The organism is Acinetobacter sp. YH12145 (assembly GCF_013418335.1).
GTDB lineage: Bacteria > Pseudomonadota > Gammaproteobacteria > Pseudomonadales > Moraxellaceae > Acinetobacter > Acinetobacter amyesii.
Genome location: NZ_VPCE01000002.1, coordinates 66,900 through 88,512, shown reverse-complemented (window position 1 = coordinate 88,512; position 21,613 = coordinate 66,900). Strand labels below are relative to the sequence as shown.

General features: G+C 40.0%; 21 protein-coding genes. 11 read left to right on the top strand and 10 right to left on the bottom strand.

The window, feature by feature from the left end:
- The first annotated feature begins 6 nt into the window (after nt 1–6).
- A complete protein-coding gene (gene pal / locus FTU80_RS01615) occupies nt 7–576 on the top strand; it encodes a peptidoglycan-associated lipoprotein Pal (RefSeq protein ID WP_180083908.1) in 570 nt (189 codons plus the stop codon).
- Between the two features lie 268 nt (nt 577–844).
- On the opposite strand, the gene FTU80_RS01610 is transcribed toward pal, so the two are convergent.
- Nucleotides 845–1,042, bottom strand: a complete 198-nt coding sequence (locus tag FTU80_RS01610) for an NF038105 family protein (protein WP_078190373.1) — start codon at nt 1,040–1,042, stop codon at nt 845–847.
- A gap of 184 nt (nt 1,043–1,226) precedes the next feature.
- On the opposite strand from FTU80_RS01610, the gene FTU80_RS01605 reads away from it, so the two are divergent.
- The 5 genes from FTU80_RS01605 (at nt 1,227) to FTU80_RS01585 (ending at nt 4,516) form a co-directional block, all read left to right on the top strand.
- Entirely contained in the window at nt 1,227–2,201 is a 975-nt protein-coding gene (locus FTU80_RS01605) for a class 1 fructose-bisphosphatase (RefSeq protein ID WP_180073584.1), read from the top strand.
- Between the two features lie 52 nt (nt 2,202–2,253).
- Nucleotides 2,254–3,030, top strand: a complete 777-nt coding sequence (locus FTU80_RS01600; protein ID WP_078192042.1) for an RNA methyltransferase — start codon at nt 2,254–2,256, stop codon at nt 3,028–3,030.
- Nucleotides 3,031–3,190: 160 nt separating this feature from the next.
- Nucleotides 3,191–3,805: an RNA polymerase sigma factor gene (locus FTU80_RS01595; protein WP_111883945.1), complete on the top strand. Its 615-nt coding sequence runs from the start codon at nt 3,191–3,193 to the stop codon at nt 3,803–3,805.
- Entirely contained in the window at nt 3,802–4,122 is a 321-nt protein-coding gene (locus tag FTU80_RS01590; protein ID WP_180083906.1) for a hypothetical protein, read from the top strand. The genes FTU80_RS01595 and FTU80_RS01590 overlap by 4 nt, the downstream gene beginning before the upstream one ends.
- Nucleotides 4,112–4,516: a DUF3106 domain-containing protein gene (locus tag FTU80_RS01585; protein ID WP_180083904.1), complete on the top strand. Its 405-nt coding sequence runs from the start codon at nt 4,112–4,114 to the stop codon at nt 4,514–4,516. Before FTU80_RS01590 ends, FTU80_RS01585 begins: the two co-directional genes overlap by 11 nt.
- Nucleotides 4,517–4,604: 88 nt before the next feature.
- Here the strand turns inward: FTU80_RS01585 and FTU80_RS01580 are convergent, their stop codons facing one another.
- The 4 genes from FTU80_RS01580 to cxpE form a co-directional block, all read right to left on the bottom strand.
- Nucleotides 4,605–7,019, bottom strand: coding sequence for a CSLREA domain-containing protein (locus FTU80_RS01580; protein WP_180084178.1), 2,415 nt, complete (start codon nt 7,017–7,019; stop codon nt 4,605–4,607).
- A gap of 24 nt (nt 7,020–7,043) precedes the next feature.
- Nucleotides 7,044–8,855, bottom strand: coding sequence for a rhombotarget A (rbtA, locus tag FTU80_RS01575; protein ID WP_180083902.1), 1,812 nt, complete (start codon nt 8,853–8,855; stop codon nt 7,044–7,046).
- 118 nt (nt 8,856–8,973) lie between these two features.
- Nucleotides 8,974–9,678, bottom strand: coding sequence for a DnaA regulatory inactivator Hda (hda, locus tag FTU80_RS01570; protein WP_078190380.1), 705 nt, complete (start codon nt 9,676–9,678; stop codon nt 8,974–8,976).
- Between the two features lie 18 nt (nt 9,679–9,696).
- Nucleotides 9,697–10,914, bottom strand: a complete 1,218-nt coding sequence (gene cxpE / locus FTU80_RS01565; RefSeq protein WP_111883943.1) for a chloramphenicol efflux transporter CxpE — start codon at nt 10,912–10,914, stop codon at nt 9,697–9,699.
- A gap of 134 nt (nt 10,915–11,048) precedes the next feature.
- Between cxpE and purM the strand changes: the two genes are divergently transcribed.
- From purM to FTU80_RS01550, 3 genes are all read left to right on the top strand, one after another.
- The gene (gene purM, locus FTU80_RS01560) at nt 11,049–12,119 is read left to right on the top strand and encodes a phosphoribosylformylglycinamidine cyclo-ligase (RefSeq protein WP_078190382.1); all 1,071 of its coding nucleotides are present in this window, start codon (nt 11,049–11,051) and stop codon (nt 12,117–12,119) included.
- A gap of 9 nt (nt 12,120–12,128) precedes the next feature.
- Entirely contained in the window at nt 12,129–12,758 is a 630-nt protein-coding gene (gene purN / locus FTU80_RS01555; RefSeq protein ID WP_180083900.1) for a phosphoribosylglycinamide formyltransferase, read from the top strand.
- A gap of 302 nt (nt 12,759–13,060) precedes the next feature.
- On the top strand, nt 13,061–13,498 hold the full coding sequence (locus tag FTU80_RS01550) for an META domain-containing protein (protein WP_078192049.1): 438 nt from the start codon (nt 13,061–13,063) through the stop codon (nt 13,496–13,498).
- Nucleotides 13,499–13,576: 78 nt separating this feature from the next.
- Here the strand turns inward: FTU80_RS01550 and FTU80_RS01545 are convergent, their stop codons facing one another.
- Together FTU80_RS01545 and sppA are read right to left on the bottom strand one after the other, a co-directional pair.
- A complete protein-coding gene (locus tag FTU80_RS01545) occupies nt 13,577–14,386 on the bottom strand; it encodes an alpha/beta fold hydrolase (RefSeq protein WP_180083898.1) in 810 nt (269 codons plus the stop codon).
- Nucleotides 14,383–15,408 (bottom strand): signal peptide peptidase SppA, encoded by a 1,026-nt coding sequence (gene sppA / locus FTU80_RS01540; RefSeq protein ID WP_078192397.1) that lies wholly within the window; start codon nt 15,406–15,408, stop codon nt 14,383–14,385. The genes FTU80_RS01545 and sppA overlap by 4 nt, the downstream gene beginning before the upstream one ends.
- Before the next feature lie 127 nt (nt 15,409–15,535).
- On the opposite strand from sppA, the gene FTU80_RS01535 reads away from it, so the two are divergent.
- Entirely contained in the window at nt 15,536–16,507 is a 972-nt protein-coding gene (locus FTU80_RS01535; RefSeq protein ID WP_180083896.1) for a lysophospholipid acyltransferase family protein, read from the top strand.
- A gap of 32 nt (nt 16,508–16,539) precedes the next feature.
- Here FTU80_RS01535 and FTU80_RS01530 read toward each other — a convergent pair whose 3' ends face one another.
- The 3 genes from FTU80_RS01530 to FTU80_RS01520 form a co-directional block, all read right to left on the bottom strand.
- Nucleotides 16,540–18,999, bottom strand: coding sequence for a DNA internalization-related competence protein ComEC/Rec2 (locus tag FTU80_RS01530; RefSeq protein ID WP_180083894.1), 2,460 nt, complete (start codon nt 18,997–18,999; stop codon nt 16,540–16,542).
- Nucleotides 19,000–19,105: 106 nt separating this feature from the next.
- On the bottom strand, nt 19,106–19,789 hold the full coding sequence (gene lolD, locus FTU80_RS01525; RefSeq protein ID WP_180083892.1) for a lipoprotein-releasing ABC transporter ATP-binding protein LolD: 684 nt from the start codon (nt 19,787–19,789) through the stop codon (nt 19,106–19,108).
- A complete protein-coding gene (locus FTU80_RS01520; RefSeq protein WP_180083890.1) occupies nt 19,782–21,017 on the bottom strand; it encodes a lipoprotein-releasing ABC transporter permease subunit in 1,236 nt (411 codons plus the stop codon). The genes lolD and FTU80_RS01520 overlap by 8 nt, the downstream gene beginning before the upstream one ends.
- A gap of 26 nt (nt 21,018–21,043) precedes the next feature.
- On the opposite strand from FTU80_RS01520, the gene FTU80_RS01515 reads away from it, so the two are divergent.
- Nucleotides 21,044–21,613 (top strand): PilZ domain-containing protein, encoded by a 570-nt coding sequence (locus FTU80_RS01515; RefSeq protein ID WP_078192054.1) that lies wholly within the window; start codon nt 21,044–21,046, stop codon nt 21,611–21,613.

The following is a 21,613-nucleotide window of genomic DNA, read 5'->3' as shown; positions in this document are numbered from 1 at the left end:
ATCAATATGAAAGCAATGAAACTGATTGCGCTACCTGTTTTAGCTACAGCAATAGTAATGACTGGTTGTGCCAGCCGTAAACCTGCAGCAGACGTACAAGCAGGACAAAACCCAAATAGCTCAACCACTGTAAACACTTCTGGTTTAAGTGAAGATGCAGCACTCAATGCACAAAACCTAGCGGGTGCATCATCTAAAGGTGTAACTGAAGCGAATAAAGCATTTTTAGCGAAGCGCGTAGTACACTTTGACTACGACAGTACAGAGCTTAGCAATGAAGACTTACAAACCCTTCAAGCTCATGCACAGTTCCTTGTTGCTAATGCAAACTCACGCGTGGCTTTAACAGGTCATACCGATGAACGTGGTACTCGTGAATACAACATGGCGCTTGGTGAGCGTCGTGCCAAAGCTGTTGAAAGCTTCCTGATTACAACAGGCGTAAGTCCAAATCAGCTTGAAGCAGTTAGTTATGGTAAAGAAATGCCAATCAATGCGGGTCATGATGAAAATGCATGGAAAGAAAACCGCCGCGTAGAAATTAACTACGAAGCTGTTCCTCCGCTACTTAAATAAGACTTGAAAAAGTCTGAGCTAAAAAAAAGCACTCATTAATGAGTGCTTTTTTGATTTAACCCGTATCATTTAATTTATATCGTTTCATTTTCATCGTTCTGTTGCAGGGTTCTTTGCTTTAACTCAATTTAGCCCTTTAACTCAGGATAAATTCGATTAGCGGCTTTAGAACTTTAAGAAAATATCCAATTAAAAATGCAAATGAACGACTTTTAAAACGAGATCCTTAGCTTTACCAACTAGAAAATTAGCTTAACAATCCAAATCATTACGCTTCTGCTTCTGGATGTTCAGCATTTTCTTTTTCTGTTTGCATCGACTCAATGAGGTCATGTTTATTGAACTTTTTATACTCTGCTTTTGCTTCGTAACTGCTCCATGCAGCTTTAACGGTATCCGCAGAAATATCGTCTAAATTCAATCCCTCAGTTGCAGTCGGAGTCGCATCAAATTTTTGTGTGGTCATTGTTGTGCTCCCTGTCTTTCGATTTATACATTAGATTCAACATAGCATGTTATTCAGGACTTGCAAGGGTAAAATCACGACAAATAGTCTAGTTTAATTTTTCTTTTCCTTCGTTCTCATCTAAAATGTTGCACAATCACATTTTTATCATTTTTGATAAATTAATATTTGGAGTTTTCCGGTTATGTCAAATCTCACCCTTTCCCAATTTCTACAACAACAAAGTGGTAATCTTACTCCTGCATTAGCACAAGTTATTGAAACAATTGGTAATACATGCAAAGACATTGACCTTCTATTACAAAAAGGTGCTTTGGCTGGTGTATTGGGTAGCGCGCAACACGAAAACGTTCAAGGTGAAGAACAAAAGAAACTTGATGTCATTTCAAATGATTACCTCATCGATGCATTGAAAATTCATCCACATGTCGGTGGTTTGGCTTCTGAAGAATTAGATGAATTCACTCCAGCTCAAGAAAATGGCGATTATCTTGTCTTGTTTGACCCATTAGATGGTTCAAGCAACATCGATATCAATATGTGTGTGGGCACAATTTTCTCAATTCTTCCTGCAAAAAATGCGGTAACGCAAGCTGAAGATTTCATGCAAGCGGGTGTTAACCAAGCGGCTGCAGGTTATGTACTGTATGGCCCATCAACAATGATGGCTCTAACTGTCGGTGCTGGCGTAGTCTTCTTTACTTTTGATCCAGAAAGCAAAGAATTCTTATTAACTAAAGATGCGATTGCGGTTGCAGCAGACACTAAAGAATATGCAATTAATGCATCAAACCAACGTCACTGGGAAGAACCTGTAAAACGTTATATCGACGAACTTCTTGCAGGTAAAACTGGCCCGCGTGAAAAAGACTTCAATATGCGTTGGGTCGCATGTATGGTGGGTGATATTCATCGTATTCTTTGCCGTAGCGGTATCTTCATGTATCCATACGACTTCAAAGATCCGAAAAAAGCAGGCCGTCTACGTTTAATGTACGAAGCAAACCCAATGAGTATGTTGATGGAACAAGCTGGCGGTGCTTCTACAACAGGCCGTGTCCGCATTCTAGACATCCAACCAACAGAACTTCATCAACGTGTACCTGTGATTATTGGTTCTAAAAACGAAGTTGACCTAGTTACGTCATACCATAATTAATTTCTTATAACGAAAGTCAGAATTTTTGCTGACTTTCGTGGATATCTCCCTCATGGCTCTGATTTATCTCGAATCAAAAGACAACCCGAAAATTAAGCACCTCCGTGGCTTAATCGAACAAAATGCCTACCGTAAAAAACAAGGTCAAACTGTTTTGGAAGGCACACACTTGGTGTTGTCATGGTTAGACTCAAAACGTCCAATCAAATCGATTTTCACCACTGAACAAGCAATTAATCATGCCGACTTCGACCGCATTGCGGAACAATATCAAGGTGCTGTGTTCATTCTAAGTGAATCTTTATACAAAGATATCAGTACACTTGGAACATCTATTGCTTGCTTAGCGATTGTGGATTTACCAAGTTCAAGTGAAGCACTTAACTTCAGTGAAGACACCTTAATTTTAGACAACATTCAAGACCCAGGAAATGTTGGCACCCTACTCCGTTCTGCTGCCGCGGCGGGTATTGAGCAAGTTGTTTGTACCAAAGGCTCTGCATCGCTCTGGTCACCGCGTGTATTACGCGCAGGTATGGGCGCACATTTTTCATTAAATACCTTTGAAAATATTGCCCTTGAAGATATTTTGACGAAATTCAAAATTCCAGTGTATGCAACAAGCTCACATCAGTCTGAAAACCTATATAGCAAAAATTTACGCAAACAATGTGTGTGGATTTTAGGCAATGAAGGTCAAGGTGTTTCTGAGTATGCATTACAACATGCCGAAGCCGTTGCGATTCCTCAACCGGGTGGTCAAGAATCACTAAACGTAGCCATTGCTGGCTCGATCTGTTTTTTTGAAATGGTACGTCAGCGTCAGTAAAATCGTTATTTTATTGTATTTAGCGCTTAAGCCTGAAAAAAATAGACTACACTAGAAAAAATAATAATTCTTTTTGTCAACCTAACCGTTATTTCCATCGTTATTTGTATATGAATATGGAAATAATGGTGGGTATCCGATGACAGGATTTTCCATCTCTATGGATTTAGCACCCAAAAAGTCCGAGACGCAAGACAGCAGTGTTTTAAAAAGCACGGCTGAGTCTCGCCTGAAAAACTTCATGAATGAAGTGACGGGGCGTGCTTTAGTAATGATGGAAAGTGCAACGCACGGTCAACATGGCATTGCCATGGACTTGGTGCAAGAAGCCTTTATTTCCTTACATAAAGCTTATGCTGAAAAGTCCACAGAGGAATGGTATCCCCTGTTTTACACCATTTTAAATAACAAGCTGCAAGACTGGCGTCGAAAAGAAGCACGTCGTTCGCAGCCGTTTTCCTTATTTAGAAAAGTCAGCCTAGATGACGACGATGTCGAGATACAGGATGTGGTAGATGAATCTACACCAAACCCTTTCGACTTTCTGGATCAGGCTGTCACTGCAGAGGAAATACAAGATGCTATCGCAGAACTTCCAGTCCGCCAGCAACAAGCATTTATGTTGCGAGCTTGGGAAGGCTTTGATACGCATACAACTGCAGAAATTATGAATTGTTCCGAAGGCAGTGTGAAAACACATTACCACCGTGCCATTCAAGGTTTACGTACCGCTTTGGCACATTTGAATCCACATATGGGAGGATCATCCGAATGAAACAAGATGATTTCTTAAAGCAAGTAACTTCCAAACTTGATGGACTCGCACAGCACCATAAAGACAAAGCAACTGTCATGAGTAACGTGCTTGAAGATATTCATCAGCGCGAAACTTCACGTTATGGTTTCTGGAAAATGTCTGGCTTTGCACTTGCAGCAGCAATTGCAGGTTTTGTCATTTTACCGAATGCGACTGTACTGGATGACAAACCACAAAATCAGGTGATTTCAACCCCTAAGCTCTCCCCTCAAATGGTAGAAGATCTTGAAATGTTGATGGTTCTGGGTGAGGACAAAGTTCCACATGGCAGCTAAAAAATTAGCAATTGCATTCTGTGCTTTTAGTTTTTTGCAAACCAGTTTTGCTGGCTTTGATCGCTTTTGGATATTTTCAAAAGATGCAGATACTCAAGTCAATGAAACTTGGGATTCGCTATCTGAAGCAGAACAACAGGCTTTAATTAAAAAGTATCAGGCTCTCAAAGAGATTCCTGCAGATCAACGTATCAGCTTGCAACAGCGCATGGATTGGTTCACCCAACTTCCAGATAGTGAAAAGCAGCGTATGCGCGAAACATGGCAAAAAATGAGTACTTTAGAACGTAAAGAACTCGCGACACGTATGCAAAAAGCTAGTCCTGATGAAAGACCTGCTATTCGCGATGAGTATATCAATAAATATTTACAGCCTATCGCTGTCGTTCACTAATCAAAAACAACAGTATGTTGTGATAATCAAATCAATTACATTAGTTAAGTCATAAAAAAAGCCTCTTATCGAGGCTTTTTTTATTGTCTTACTTGCTCAACCTACGCTGACGATACACACCCAAACCAATCAATGCCAACAGTCCAAATACTCCCATTGAGCCACCGCCGCTAGAAGAAGAGTTGGTGTTTTTCGCGGTATTCTTAAGAGTCAGAATTGCATTGCTTGATGCAATGCCATCACTATCGACAACACTATATTCAACAGGATAGTCAAACTGACTAAAGCCATTTTTTACTGAGAAGGTAATTTTTCCACCGTAGCAAGTTTCCTTTAAATAACTTGCTGGGCAACTGCCACTATACTCAGCTTCAAAGTTTAAACCTGCTGGGATTTTAGTAAAGCGAATGGGAATAATTTGGCCTTCTTCATTTTTATGCCATACCGATTTACCCGCTGGCATAGATGCAACTGGACCATCACCATCATCATTAGCATTTTCTAATAAATTATTGACGGTAACAGACAAATTATTTGACGGACTAATTGTGTATTGAGCAGCTTTGGCCACTGGGGTCATATTTTTAAATGCCACACGGACCACACCAGAGGATTCCGCCTGACTCCCTGTCTTTTGTTTTAAGGTATATTTACAAAAACCGTATTCGGTAGGTGCTGTTGTTGCCCCACTGGTGCGATATATAACGATTTGTTTTATTCCAGCATCCCAATCACAGTGCAGGTCATGTGGTGGATTACCCACAATACTTGCTTCGCCTGTACTAGACACCGTAATTTCACTACCAATGCCGATTGGTGAAGTCGTCACGGTATAGTTGTCAGCATTTAAGGCAATTTGTCGTGTTTCAGCACTTCCGTTCACAGACTCTTCTTGAGGTAATGATGCTGGGAATGGATCAAAATAAACCGCACGATATTTGAGGTTATTTTTTAATGCACTTAATACAGCTTCGTATTTTGTTAAATCATCCTGATTGGCAACTTTGTATTCTGCATAATCTGGATCGTCGATATCCTTTTTCAAGGCATCAATTGTATTTTGATACTTATCTTGCAGAGCTGTTAAAGACTCATTGGTAATATCTGCCATATCTGCTGCGGTTAAATTCATTAACTCAACCGAACCAATATCACATGTGTTTCTTTGCGTAGGTGATAACTGTAAAGTACCATCTGTGATCCGCAAAATGCCCCGTTGATCCGCATCACTACAGCCGTCTAAGCCCAGATTGATCAAGTCAAAACCACTGCCGATTGCTTTCGGGTAATACAAAGGTAAATACAAATTATAAGCAGATTTTGTTTGTAGGGCGCTTAATAAAGTCCCCATAGCATAACTACTTACATCATGGTTTTGCAGAAAGCTTTCCGTACTATTCAGCACACTTTCGGGTAAATCACACTGTGCGGCTGCCAGTTCAAATGCATTATTACTTGCAACAAATTTTTGACCATTATCAGGTACTGCATTATTCAGATAACGACAAGATTTTCCACCAGTATTGTAGGCCAATACATTGAAATACCAAGCCTTTGTACCATTGTTATCATAATAATAGGTACTAGCCGCATTGTTCTCGACTATTGTATTACTGGTTAAAACGAAGCTAGAAAAAGCACTTAAACGTTCCGTTCCCTGAGAAATGGCACGCATAATACTACCCGTACTTGGATTTGCTTGGTTTTTTGCAATCGTATTTGCTGTCAGTTCAACCTTGGCATTTCCACAGAAGTCCATCACACTATTGCTCGTCGATGAACCATTTTGAATAATACTGCTTTGCTGGAACACAATTTCAGGCTGGGTATCCCCCAAGTTGCCGATACAGTCCATAGCGACAACACTACCTTTAGGTGCGACGTTACCCTGAACTAAACTGCTCACCAATAATGTTTTTTTCGACATATTATGCGCAACGGAGTAGATCGCACCGCCAGCAACTTTGGCCTGAGAGTTTTCTATTGCACCATTATTTAAGGTAAATGCTCCCCCTAAATACAAGGCACCACCACGGTCTTCTGCCATCCCGCCAGTAAGGCGTACATTATTGACGATAAAGTTGGCTTCTGAGCGTGAAGTATTAAAAATACGCGATTTGCCTTGGGCATTAATCGTCGTTCTAATATCATCATAGGCAGGAAATTTCTGTGTCAGTAAATTTTTTGAATCATAGTTAAAGCGACTTTTCCCCTCTATCACGATCTGATTTAGAGGAACTAACTCACCTTTGGTCAGAAGATATTCACCTGCTTCAAGTTGAATATAATCGGTCTGCCCATTATTTGGATTACCGACATTACATCCACCAAAAGATTTGTTTTTACGTGCAGTTTCAATCGCTTCACGTAAAGAACATTGATTGAGATTTTCACCATTTTCGTCCTCAAAGGTCGTAACTTTGATGATATTACTTGTCGCTGCCATAGATGACATAGCCGCAAGGACCATGACCGCCAGCAATCCTTTTTTATAATTTTTCATGTGCTGTCCTTAATTCTATCCAGACTATTTTTTAAAGCGACGAAATCCAACTAAGCCAAGCAGCGCAAAAATACTCGCCCAGCCTAGAGCACCACCCGAAGTTTTAACGGTTTTACTTTCCATTTCATTGTTTGGTTCTTGGAAAATACGCACTTCTGCAGCTAAATAATTTTTTGCCGAAGTATTAAAACGGGTTGAAGACGTCACCACACGCAATTCAAAAATATCTGCGCCATGCCAATTTCCATTTGGCGTGTATTCAAAATCACCATTCAAATTCAGTGTAAATTTACCTTTAGATTCGGTGCTTTGTACAATTATTGGACAACCATCTTGCCATGGTTCACCCGTTGGATTTGCCATACCCATCACTTTTGTACATTCTTCTTTTGGAATTAAATCACTGTCACCTAATGCATCTAAGATATTAAACTTCGCCACTTCACCTGTACGTATGTCTTTACCTAAGCGAGGCATGCTCACAGGAACCACAATTTCGATAGCCCCACGATCACACCAAACATCATCCAAATTACGATTTTTTCCACGCTGATCAGAAGACTCACAATACACATGATGCTCATTGCCATCTGCTGTGGTCTTGCCCTTATTTAATATCAGGCTTGAGAAAATCGTTTCGTAATCTAATAAAATACGAGGACGTAAATAACCAATAAATGCGTTGTTTGCTGTGGTAAATGGACAGAAAAGTGCATTACGATCTTCTGTTAAGGTTTTACAGCTACCTTCATCTTCACCCGCGATTAAACTTGTCCCAGACCACACATCATTTAAATTTGCAACAGGCCCAACAGGACAACTCGCAGCCACTAAGTTGTTATAAAAAACAGATTTGTCTGTTCCTGAGTTCACAACTTTACAATCTTGAGCAGTGCCACTGAGCGCATTACCAATCACCACACTATTGGCTAAATAAGCATGCTCAGAGGTACTATTTAGTTCAATACCACCACTGTTCTTCAGTACTGTAATATTATTGAGTGCTAAACCATCACGTAAATTGACAGCAAAACCTTTGTTTTTGAAAAAGGTACTATTGGCAATGATATTTTGAGGGTTACTGAACACCAACTTGCTGATGTCTGCGAGCCCATTTTGATTGTAAACAATCGCTCGACCAGATGTGCTTTCATTATTTTTGAACAAAGATGTATAGATTTCATAAGCCGGTGCTTCTGAGTAAATTGCACCACCATCTACCGCTTTGTTGTTTTGAAAAATCGTGGTTCGTATATATAGACGGCTTGCTACAGCTGCGCCATCTTCTGAAAATCCAACATTGTAGATTGCACCACCAAGTCGTGCATAGCCATCTTCAAACTTTACATTTTCAAGTGTGAGTTTTTCATTATTAAAAATGATGCCGCCTTTATCAGCACATTGATCTTGCTTACATCCTTTAAATGAAATTTCTTTAAAATTGATCGCAAGTAGTTCTTTTTCGCCATCATTAATATTAAAAATTTGATCCTTACCCGTCATTTCAATGACGGCATTATTGAGACCGAGTACAACATCTTCATTGACGTTACTGTCATACGCCGTTTTCAGATTCAGTTCTGCTTTAATATCAATTTTTTTAGTGAGTTTATAAACTTCATTTTTTTTCAGAGAAATTGAGGCATAGGCGTCTTTACCCCCGCAACCATTATATCCGGCTTCTGGCATACCATTATTAATATATTCTATGGCTTCACGAAGTGAACATTCCTTATCATCCTTTACAACATCTTCAGTAGTTGTAACGGTAATTTCTGCGCTAAATGCATGACCTGCCATGAGAAGCATGCCAATGCCTATGCTCTGTTTGAGCATATCCATCTCCTTAAATATTTTTTATCTTTTTATTCTTAAGTTGCACAATCCTTGCAACATTAAAATATTTTTATGTACTTTGTCACAGCTTGAGTAATTACTCAAGAATTTTTATTGCTTACCGATATTCATCAATTAGGGCAAAAATTTGTCTTAAATTGGCATGACTCAATTTGACTTTTTCACCTTTTAACATCTGAATCAGTTGTTCTAAAGATCTAAGTAAAATTGATGCCTGATGCGGCCCATGTGCCAACAAATAATCTACAATTTGTTGATCCATATGGATGCCACGTCGCGCCAAAACAGAGTTTACGAGTGCTTGTCGGTCTGCGTATAAACTACCATTTGGTACTTTTACACTGACAGCCTGAGTTAATCGAGACTGTAAATCTGGCAGTTCAAGTTTGAGTTCAATGGGCGCCAGCCGAGATGAAAAGACCAATTGACCACCTTCTTCGTTATTATAATTAATCAGGTGAAAAACAGCTTTTTGCCAATGTGGAACTCCGCTAATCGCTTCAATATCATCTAAAGCCACTAAGTCATAGCGATCGAGCGAAGTAATCGCTTCAGTGGGAGCATCTAGCAATTCAAGCAATGAAACTTGAATTGCTGATTTGCCAATTTCTAAATAGGAGTCACATATTGCAGACAGTAAATGGCTTTTTCCTGTGCCAGCTCCACCATAGATATAGAAACGATTCATTAAACCAGCATGTAACTGACGAACACCATCGATTACATGCCCCCAACTCGGCCCAGAAAAATCACTAATTCGGGCATCGAGTTGTGGTTCTATATCTAGCTGCAATTGACGCATATCTATATTTTGGCCTTATCAATCTTTATGTTCTGATCTTTCAATGTTACTCGAAATTTCAGGATCTTGCAGCGAATTTGCAGACTGATTTTTGAGCTCAATATCGACAGCAACTTGATTGGTTTCTACGTTTAAAGTGCCACTTGCAGCATCATTTACGACAAGTACATCATTTCGGTATAAATTACTTTTCTCGTAATTTTCGCGAGCATGACGTAATAAGACCACAATAATCGCTGCAACGGGTAGTGCAATGAGCATTCCGAGGAGTCCTGCCAATTGCGCGCCTGCAAGGACTGCAAATACCACTGCCACAGGAGACAAACCAATTTTGTCGCCTAATAAGAAAGGCTGTAAAATATAACCTTCTATTGCCTGCCCTACCATGAATACCACCAGTACTAAGGCCAAATGCACCCAATCCAAACCGAATTGGAACAGGCAAGCCACAATTGCCGAAATAATACCAACCGCAAAACCCAAATACGGAATAATACTGGCTAGACCCGCAATCATCCCGATGATGATGCCGACCTCAATACCCACCAATTGAAGTCCAACCGCATATACAACGCCCAATAAGAACATTACCAAGAACTGGCCTTTTACAAACGCGCCTAGAACTTCATGACATTCGCCTACGATGGTTAATGTGCTTTTTTCGTATTTGCGTGGAATAAGGCGACGCATGTTTTCTAACATTCGTTCCCAATCTAATAAGAAATAGAAAGCTATGATTGGAATTAAGACAATCGTGCCACCAATCTGTATGAAATTCAGACCCGATTGTGCCACTTTTAACAACATGGCTTGGATACTGTCTGCACTATAGTTGGTTTGAATATACTCCATGATCGCTGCTGACATTTGCTCTGTATCAATTTCCATCGGTACAAGATTAAATGTCTCTGATAACCACGGCAGGAATGTATAGTTGACCCAATGAATATTGTTTGGAATATTGTTTTTCGCATACATCAACTGTTCCCATACCAGTGGTACGAGGAACCACATTGCAAGGAATATAGCGACACCAATTCCAATAAAGACCAAACTGATAGATAACCAGCGCGGCAAGCCAATATTATGTAATTTATCGACTAAAGGGCTAAATAAATATGCAATTAGAAATGCGCCGATAAAAGGAACAACTACAGGCTTTAATAAGTATAAAACCCATATGATCAATGCTATCCCAGCAAGAATAAATATTCGGCGCAAGGTGCGATCACCCATATAAAGTCACCTTTTTTCAATGTAATCGTTATAGAAAGGAAAATATTTTAATAAAGATAACATTTTAGTGCGAAATAGCATAAGAGTTTTGCATATTCAGGTTATAATCCCCGCGCGAATGCGGAGACTTCATTATGAGCAACTCAACTTCTACCCCAAACACTGGTTTAAGCTACAAAGATGCAGGTGTCGACATTGAAGCGGGCGACGCGTTAGTCGATCGTATCAAATCTGTCGCGAAACGTACTGCACGTCCTGAAGTAATGGGCGGCCTAGGCGGCTTCGGCGCTCTTTGTAAAATTCCTAAAGGTTATGAAGAACCTGTTCTCGTATCTGGCACAGATGGTGTTGGTACAAAATTGCGTTTAGCATTGAATTTGAACCGTCATGACACAATTGGTCAAGACTTGGTTGCAATGTGCGTAAACGATCTTCTTGTATGTGGTGCTGAACCACTGTTCTTCCTTGACTACTATGCAACTGGCCACCTCAACGTTGACGTTGCAGCAAATGTTGTGACTGGTATCGGTGCGGGTTGTGAACTTGCAGGCTGTGCATTGGTTGGCGGTGAAACTGCTGAAATGCCAGGTATGTATGAAGGCGAAGACTATGACCTTGCAGGTTTCTGCGTAGGTGTAGTTGAGCAAAGTAAAATTATTGATGGCTCTAAAGTTAAAGCGGGTGACGTTTTAGTTGGTGTTGCATCTTCTGGCGCACACTCAAACGGTTACTCACTTCTTCGTAAAATTTTAGATGTGAAAAACGTTGACCTTACTCAAATCGTTGATGGTCGTCCACTTGCAGATACAGCAATGGAACCAACACGTATTTATGTAAAACCAATTCTTCAGTTATTGAAAGAAGTGGATGTACACGCTATGGCGCACATCACAGGCGGCGGTTTACCGGGTAACTTACCTCGCGTACTGCCAAATGGTGCTCAAGCGGTAGTCAATGAAGCATCTTGGGAATGGCCAGAATTATTCAAACTACTTCAAAAAGAAGGTGGTGTTGAACAATTTGAAATGTACCGCACATTTAACTGTGGCGTAGGTATGGTTCTCGTGGTTGATGCAGCCGATGCTGACAAAACTGTTGAATTACTCAATAGCCTTGGCGAAAAAGCATTCACAATGGGTCACATTGCAGATAATGCTGAATCTGTTGAAGGCGCTGACGAAAAAATCCGTGTAGTTTTCGCATAAGCAACGTTCATGATTAAAATTGCTGTACTTGTTTCAGGCAGCGGATCTAACCTGCAAGCCCTGATCGATGCCAATCTATCAGGTCAAATCGTTGGGGTGATTTCCAATAGACCTGACGCTTTTGCACTGCAACGTGCAAGAAAAGCAAAGATTGCAACTGCAGTCATTGAACATAAGCAATATCCAAGTCGTGAAGCTTTTGATGATGTGATGCATAAACAACTGCTCGACTGGGATGTTGATTTGGTCATTTTGGCAGGCTTTATGCGCATTTTAAGCGCAAAATTTGTCAAAGCATGGGAAGGAAAAATGATTAACATCCACCCTTCTCTGCTACCAAATTATAAAGGAATGCATACTCATCAACGTGTTTTAAACACCGGTGATGTCTTCCATGGCTGTACAGTTCACTATGTGACTGCAGAGCTGGATGCTGGTCAAGCGCTTGCTCAAGGCGTACTTAAAGTCAATGTGCATGATCATGCTGAAAGTCTGGCAAATCGTGTTCACGTGCTTGAGCATGTGATTTACCCTCAAGTGGCAGAATGGATTTGTAATGGCACCATTCAACACACTGAAAACGGTGTTTTATATCGTGGCGAGCCTTTGCAACAACCTGTTCAATTCTGTAAGTTCTAAGCAACTGTATAATTTAACAATCAACGCATCTTAGGGTGCGTTTTGTTTTTCAGTGCCAAATAAAACTCTATTTATTACTAAAATCTAAAATCTAAAATCTAAAATCTAAAATCTAAAATCTAAAATCTAAAATCTAAAATCTAAAATCCATTTTTGCAGAATGTTCAACTTTATGATCAATATGTAGTTTTTAGTTAAATTAAAGCTTTTAGCATCATTAAAATAATAAGCTTATATTGCAATTAGTAAACCTTATAAATCTAGAAATATTACATCCTTCAAAAAAAAGTGGAGAAAATCACATGTTAAAATCCATCACACTGGCGACTTGTGCATGTATAACACTGGGTATGATTGGTTGTGCTACGACATCAAATCCGGCTACTGATCGTAATTTAGATAAATTACAAAACAAAAATTGGGTTGCGAGTGAAATTCAAGGCGTTAAGCTCGAAGCTGACCCTAACAATTCGAACGTACCCACCATCACTTTCGACGATACTCGTGTAAGTGGTTCTGATGGTTGTAATCGATTCATGGGCGGTTACGCTGTGCAAAACACAAAAATCCAATTTTCAAACCTTGCTACAACACAAAGAGCGTGTTTGACTGCGACAAATATTCCTCAACATTTTTCGCAGGCATTGAGCCAAGTTACTCATTATGATGCCTCTAAAGATCATTTGAAATTTTTAGATGCCAATAACAAAGTTGTTTTACAATTTGAAAATGCGAAATAAATCTCAAAAGTAGAATGTTTCATTCATAAAAAAAGCACTCTATAGAGTGCTTTTTTTATGTGTTGTGGTTTTTAAGGTTTAATGATGACGCTTAGGCAATTTAAGTAAATCTTTGATCAATTCAACAGTTTCCACAGGATGTTCCAATGGGAACATATGACTCCCCGCAGCAACTTTAAATGGAATCCCAAATTTTTTCTCAACCTTTTGTGGAAAGTGCCGAGCTAAAAATGGTCCCTGCTCTGCAATTAACTGCTGTACAGGTACTTGCGGTTGAGCATGAGGTAACCACCACAGTGAAGGATTAGTTCGAAAAATATGAACCTCATCATCACGTGAAATCGTCAATTCCACCCCACCACGCAGTTTATCGTCCATCAAGGCATGATCAATATAAGCTTGATAACAGTCTGGATCGAAATCTTTATAAAAACCTTTCGGCCTTAAAAGCTCTGCTGCTTGTTCACGGCTGTCCCAATGATCACGACGACGCTTCGACAAACCTGCTGGGGACATTTTATCGACGACTTTAAGTTTGAGGAGTTTTGCGATGTGCAAAGCAAAAGACTCTTTACCCATGATCATAGGCGGATCAATCATTAACACTTGTTCAAACAATTCTGGGCGTTGTAAAGTAGCCTGAAATGTTAAAACCGAACCTAATGAATGACCTAATCCAATCACCTTACGACCATTGGCCTGACGTACAATACTGTCAATGACTTGCTGTGTTAAGCTTTTCCAATGGTTATCGATTGGGTAACGCTTATCTGGCCCAAGTAACGGCACATGGATCACATCATATTCATCACTCAGTAAATCAAACAATTTTTGATAAACCCGTGATGGCACGCCATTGGCGTGCGCAAAATGAATTAACGGTTTCATTGTAATTTCGTGCTGTTTTCAGATTGAACCTGTTGTGACAATGCGCTTGCCAAACCTTGACCAAACGAACTTCCCATACGACCTAGTACAGAATCAAACGGACTATTTTCAATGGTGTAGTTCACGGCTTTTTCAGTTTTCAATTCACGTTTCAGGCTATTTAAGCTACCTGTACGGTCAGCAATACCTAGCTTCACAGCCTGATCACCCGTCCAAAATAAACCTGAGAAAATAGCTGGATCATTTGATTTTAATTTCTTACCGCGACCTTCCTTCACTGCATTAATGAAATGCGCATGAACATTATCGAGTACACCTTGAACATGTGCTTTTTGTGCTGCATCTACAGGTTGAGTCATGGATAAAATGGCTTTGTTCTCACCCGAAGTCATGGTGCGATCTTCTACACCAAATTTTTGCATCAAACCACTAACACCATAATTCGGCATGATCACGCCAATCGAACCCACTAAACTTGAAGGATTGACAATAATTTCATCTGCCGCAGACGCAATATAGTACGCACCTGAAGCGCCTGTATCACCAATAATGGCATACAGTTTTTTATCGGTATGGGCTTTTTTCAAGTACTGAATTTCTTGCCAAATTTCATCAGACTGAACAGGTGAACCACCTGGTGAATTAATATTTAAAACAATCGCTTTGCTTTGTTTGTTTTCATAGGCTTTTTTCAAAGCTTTGATGGTATTTGCGCTGTTTACACTTTGCTTGTCCGCTGCAATGGTCCCAATGATATCAACCACAGCAATATGTGAACCCGCTGTCGCTGCTGGATCAGATGACGACATGCTACAACTTTTTGCCATCGCAATGATAATAAATAACAAATAAGCAAAGGTTAAAAATTTAAAAAATATACCCCATCTACGTGCTCTACGTTGTTCTTCAACGGAAGAAAGCACGGCTTTTTCTAATATTTTCCATTCATTTCCAGTTGGCTGCTGAATATTGTTTGAAGAACTTTGCTGTTTTTCTTCAGGTTTTGGTGGCCATTCGGACATAAAAAAACCCATTTGATCGTTAATTTGTAGTCATTATATACACGCTAATCGCTATAACTGTCTAATCAATTCATTTTCCCCTATAATTATTTTAAATTTTCTTTCATTTCTTTCAGACTTAAATAAGATGACCGACCAAAATTCACAGGACACCACATATCACCTGTTAAAATTTATCAGCCGTCAACCTATTCAAATTTCAAGATTAATTGCAAAAGGTTTGGCTGGGTTAGTCAATGTTTTAAAAATCTCTAAAACCTACTCTACGATTCAACGCAATCTAAAAATTGCATTGCCTGAATTATCAGAGTCAGCTCGCATTCAACTCACTAAACAAGCGATTCGAAACGAACTTTGTTCTTATTTTGAATTTTTTAACATTTGGGGTGCAAGTACAGAAAAAAATATTCAACGAATTCATCACGTACATGGCGCTGAATATTTACATGAAGCGCTCGCCCTACAAAAAGGCGTTGTACTCGTAGTACCACATTTTGGTACTTGGGAAATCATGAATGCATGGGTTGCGCAGTACACTCAAATGACCATCATGTACAAGCCGGTAAAAAGCGAATCTGCCAACAATTTTGTCCGTGCTGCTCGAAGCCGTGAGCAAGCAATACTGGTTCCTACGGATGAATCAGGTGTACGTCAGATTTTCAAAGCCTTAAAACAAGGTGGGACGACTGTGATCTTGCCAGATCATACCCCGAATGCCGGCGGCGAAATGATTCCATACTTTGGTATTCCACTAAAAACCAGCAACTTAAGTGCAAAATTAATTCAAAAAACCAAAGCACGTGCGCTCTTACTATATGCCATTCGTAACGATAATCATGGTTTTGATATGCATATCGAACCTATGGATGAGAATATCTATCAAGGCAATGCAGATGATGGCTCAATAGTTATCTTTAAAGCAGTGGAAGATTTAATTCATCGTTATCCAGAGCATTATCACTGGAGCTATAAACGCTTTAAAGCCAATCCAAAATTGAGAAATCTATACAATATTAGTGATGAAGAAGCCGCTCAACGCATTCGTGATATTCGTGAGGAATATCAAAGACAGCAAAAAATTAAAAATGTGGCAGAATGACATTTTCAAACAATATACTTGAAGTAGTTTTTCTATTCGGATTCTTTAGATAGCCTGCGATATAGATCGAGCCATTTATACTTTGTCCGCTCTTCAATTAGTTCAATTTGCTGTTTATTTTGCTTGAAATGGATACTTCCACTTTGTGCAGTTTGCAAGAGTGGAATGTCTAATTGTTTGAGGCGTGTTTGGGTCATGTTTGCAGGATGTCCATAACGATTAAAGCGCCCTGCAGAAGCAATCGCCAACTTGGGCTTAAAATGGTTTAAAAACGCATAGGATGAACTGTGCCGACTACCATGGTGTCCGAGCACCAAGACATCGACTTTTAGGTCTGGATAATCACTTAATATTTGATATTCAGTCTCCCAACCCGCATCCCCCATCAATAGAAAATGTCGTGGCCCATTGATGTCTTTGACCGTGACATATAGAACACAAGAACGTTCATTGGCATTCCATTTGGCATCTGTCAGATCTTCAGGCTTTGGCGAGAGTATTTCAAAATAGACTTGCTGATCCCAATTCCACTGCTGACCACGTTGACATAAACGCTGTGGTGCATGATTCGTGGTTTGAACCCGCTCATTACTTGAAAGCTGCCCAATATCAAGCTGTTGCTCCAATGAGAAAAAGCCACCGCTATGGTCTTGATCTAAATGAGTCAATAACACCCGATCTAGTCGATGAACTCCATTCACACTCAAAAATGGCCGGATGATATTCTGCCCGACACTAAATTGACTTTCATCATAGTTTCCACCGAAGTCCACCATCATATGATGATCTACAGAACGGATATAGATCGCCTGTCCTTGCCCCACATCTAAAATTGAAAGCTGAAAATTTGCTGAATTTTTCCATGGGATAAACAGAGTAAAAAAGGCAATGACCGCCCAATATTTTGGCAAGATTCCTTCAGGTAAAAATAAGATTACTATGGCGAGTATCAACAGTACGATCTGAGTTGACGTCAATGCGACATCTTGCATTTGTGGTGCAAAGAGTCGATCTAAGCCATAGAGAAATACATGTAACACTTCTAAACACAGATCATTGAATAAAAAAACCAAATGCGCCAAAGGTGTAGAAATATAAGAAAGTGCCCCTCCGATGATATCTAAAGGAACCACCACTGCCCCTAACCACGGGATGGCAAATAAATTACTTAATGGGCTAATCCACGTGACTTGCTTGAAAAAAATCACCATCAATGGAAATAAGGCGATAAAGATTTTCCATTGTGATTCCACCATCAACCACATTGAATGTTTTAACTTTTGCCAAAAACTGGCTTCCGCTTGAGCCAGTAAATGCTTCCTTAAGGTTTGATAAATCCGCAGTAAAATAAAGCATGCGCCATAAGACAACCAAAATGCTGCAGATAAAATACTAAAGGGATCCACGAGCAATAACATTGCGGCACTAAAAACTAGCAGTTGAAAAGGCTGAATGGTTTGCCTTAACAAAAGCATGCTACTTGCGACAAGGCAAATCGTCAGTGTTCTCAGCGCCGGTATTTCAAAACCGGTAAATGAACAATATAGAAGGACACAGAAGATAAAGGGCACGACCAATACATATTGTTTGGGCCACTTGAGATAAATTTTGGGACAATATTTTCGAATAGCTAACTGCATCGCCCAACAAAGCATACTGGCAAAAACAAGTACATGTGGACCAGATATCGCCAATAAATGACTCATCCCAAAGCGTTGAAATAATTCACTGGTGCCTTCAGTGAGTAAACTTTTATCACCTGTAAGCAGCGCTAACAGCAAGCCATGATTCTGCAGCGGTTGTTGGTATATAAACGCTCTTAAATATAAACGTTGTTGTTCGACTTTTATTTTGAACTGGTGTAGCACACCTTGATGTCGTTGATACTGCTGCCCATAGCCCATCGCAATCACATGTTGAGGTGGTATTAATTCCACCGACTTCACCTTTAAACTGGCATGTATATTTTGCTGTATGCTCCACCTTTCTTGGTCAAATGCACCTTCGGTCACATAGCTTTGGGTAGGTCTTAACTCACCATACATACGATAGTATTGTCCAGGGACCAACTGAATCGTCTGTTCCTTATTTTGCAAAATTGAATTGGGTAAATACGCCATAAAATATTGAATCTGCTGATTCATATTTAGCACTTCAATTTTTTGCTGAATTGCTTGGTCTTTGAGTTGGCTGATCTGTGGAATATACGCAATAAACTCGCCTTGTCTGCTCTGATGTTCAACCAATGCCAAACGCTGATCGAGTTGAGTATTGGCAAAACTAAAGCCGAGAATTGCGCCCATGCATAAATTTGTACTGAGCTGTAAGATCTTCGAAAAGATACTTTTTAGTTTTGGTGAAATACCAAGCTGTAAACCTAGCCAAATCAGGACAATAAAAAGCAACTGAGCTGTCGAGAGTTGTGGATTCCAAAACGTGAAACCCATAAAAGAAATGCCTAAAATCCAGCCAATACAAAAACTTTGTAACATGAGTCGTCATTATTTTTATTATATGCTGGCAATAATAAAGCCCACCGAGGTGAGCTTCAATCAAACAATCTTAATCCACTAATTTTTTACAAAATCAATTTAGCGCTTAGTCATCTACCCATAAACCATCTTGCATATGCAAAATCGCATCAGCAGATTGAGCTAAATATTCATCATGGGTCACAATTAGCATTGCCATGTTAAATTCTTTACGTAACTCAGACAGCAACTCAAAAATCTTCACCGCGGTTTTGCGGTCTAAGTTCCCTGTTGGCTCATCAGCCATCATCAATTTAGGTTTTGCTACCAATGCACGAGCCAAAGCCACACGTTGACGTTCACCGCCTGAAAGCTCACCCGGTTTGTGCGTCATGCGGTGGGAAAGTCCAACGCGTTCCAAAAGATATTCAGCTTGCTGCTTCACTTCTTTGAAGTTACTCGACTTACGTAACATCAATGGCATTGCCACATTTTCAAAGGCGGTAAATTCAGGCAACAAGTGATGGAATTGATACACAAAACCTAAATGCTCATTACGGATATAACCACGCTCTGCTTCACCTAAAGTGTCAAAGCGTTGACCATTAATCAACACTTGACCCGATGTTGGACGATCCAAGCCACCCAATACATGCAACAACGTACTTTTACCAGAACCACTTGACCCCACAATCGAAACAAACTCACCTACTTTGACTTGTAATGAAAGTCCACGAATCACATCGACTGTAGACTTCCCATCGGTAAAAGATTTGGTAATGTTTTGGGCATCTAAAACTAAATTACTCATAGCGTAGAGCCTCTGCAGGTTGAACTTTAGCTGCACGTAATGCCGGATAAATAGTCGCGATAAAGCTAAGACCCAATGATAAAGATACAATCACCGCAACATCTTGCCATCTTAAATAAGACGGTAAATAGTTGATGAAGTAAGCATCAAACATATTTAAGCCCAATGTTGTATTCAACCAACCGACTAAATTACTAATACTCGATGCAGCGATAATCCCTAAAATCGCCCCAGACACCGTACCAATCACCCCAATCACTGTACCTTGCACCATGAAGATCCGTGTGATTGTAGCCGGTGAAGCGCCTAGTGTACGCAAAATGGCAATATCGGATTTTTTATCAGTGACCACCATCACCAATGAAGACACAATATTAAATGCTGCAACCAATACGATCAGGAACAGCAATAAACTTACCATTGCCTTTTCCATTTGAATCGCACTGAACAGGTTGCCGTGTGTATAAGTCCAATCTGAAGCATAGAAGTTTGCTGGTAGATCACGCACAATTTCTTGAGAGACTTGTGGTGCTGCAAAAATATCATCCAACTTCATACGGATGCCTTGTGCACCATCTGGCAGTCTTAATAAAGTCGACGCATCGTTCAGAGCTACATAGCCCATCATCGAATCAACTTCCGCACCAATACTGAAAATACCCACAATTTTAAATCGTTTAAAACGCGGAACGACCCCAGCCGGAGAAGGTGTTGCTTCAGGAAGCACTAAGGTCACACTGTCATTCAAGCCTAAACCTAAGGCATCTGTCATTTGCTTGCCAAGGACAATACCAAACTCACCTTTTTTCAGGTTATCGATACTACCTTCCACCATATGGTCTTGGATAATTGATACCTTTTTTTCATACTGCGGTTCAATCCCACTGACCATAATGCCAGACACTTGACCTTGTGCCGTCAACATTCCCTGTAATTGGGTGAATGGTGCGACCCCTTGAACATGCTCATGCTGCTCAATTTTTTTTGCAAGTTCAGGCCAATTTGTTAAAATTTGTGTTGAAGAAACAGTGGCTTGAGGTATCATTCCTAAGACACGAGTTTTCAGCTCACGATCGAAACCATTCATCACAGATAAAACTGTAATAAGGACTGCCACACCAAGCGTGAGGCCGATCATGGATACCAGAGCAATAAAAGAAATAAAGTGGTTACTGCGCCGAGCGCGAGTGTATCTCAACCCTATATACAGCGAGATTGGTTTAAACATAACCATCTAGTCCGAGGTAATATATTATGGAAAATTTACAGCATCAAAGCGTTCAAACTGAACGCCGTGTAATGTCGCGTATCGATGCTGCTTTGCGCATCAACTATCAGATTATCTCTGATGATGTTGCACTGAATGATCCTTACGATCCTAATTTTGTATTGCCGCGCTATTTTCTACTACTTGCTGAATTAGATCAATTTGATCATGCACTCAACTACGAATTAGAACAATTAGCTGAGAAAGATCAACAAATTGCTCGAATCTTATCCTTATTTAACCAAAAGTTAAACCTTATTACGGGTTCTTTATACGACGCAATTGTACAAAGCATGTTACCAGTGCCTGAGCATGTGAATTTTTCAGAGACTGGTCTCAGCTTTTTTAGCGAACGCGCGATTAAAGAAGGTACTTATATCCATGTGACCTTAAGCCACCCTGAAAATTTCTTCCATATTGCGGCAACAGCACAAGTGGTTTATAGCCGTGAAGAAGAAAGCAACTTATACCGTACGGGTGCCTATTTTATCACACTGCTCCCTCAAGACCGCGTCAAACTTGCAGAGTGTATCGCACTGACCCAAAACAAAGAGTGA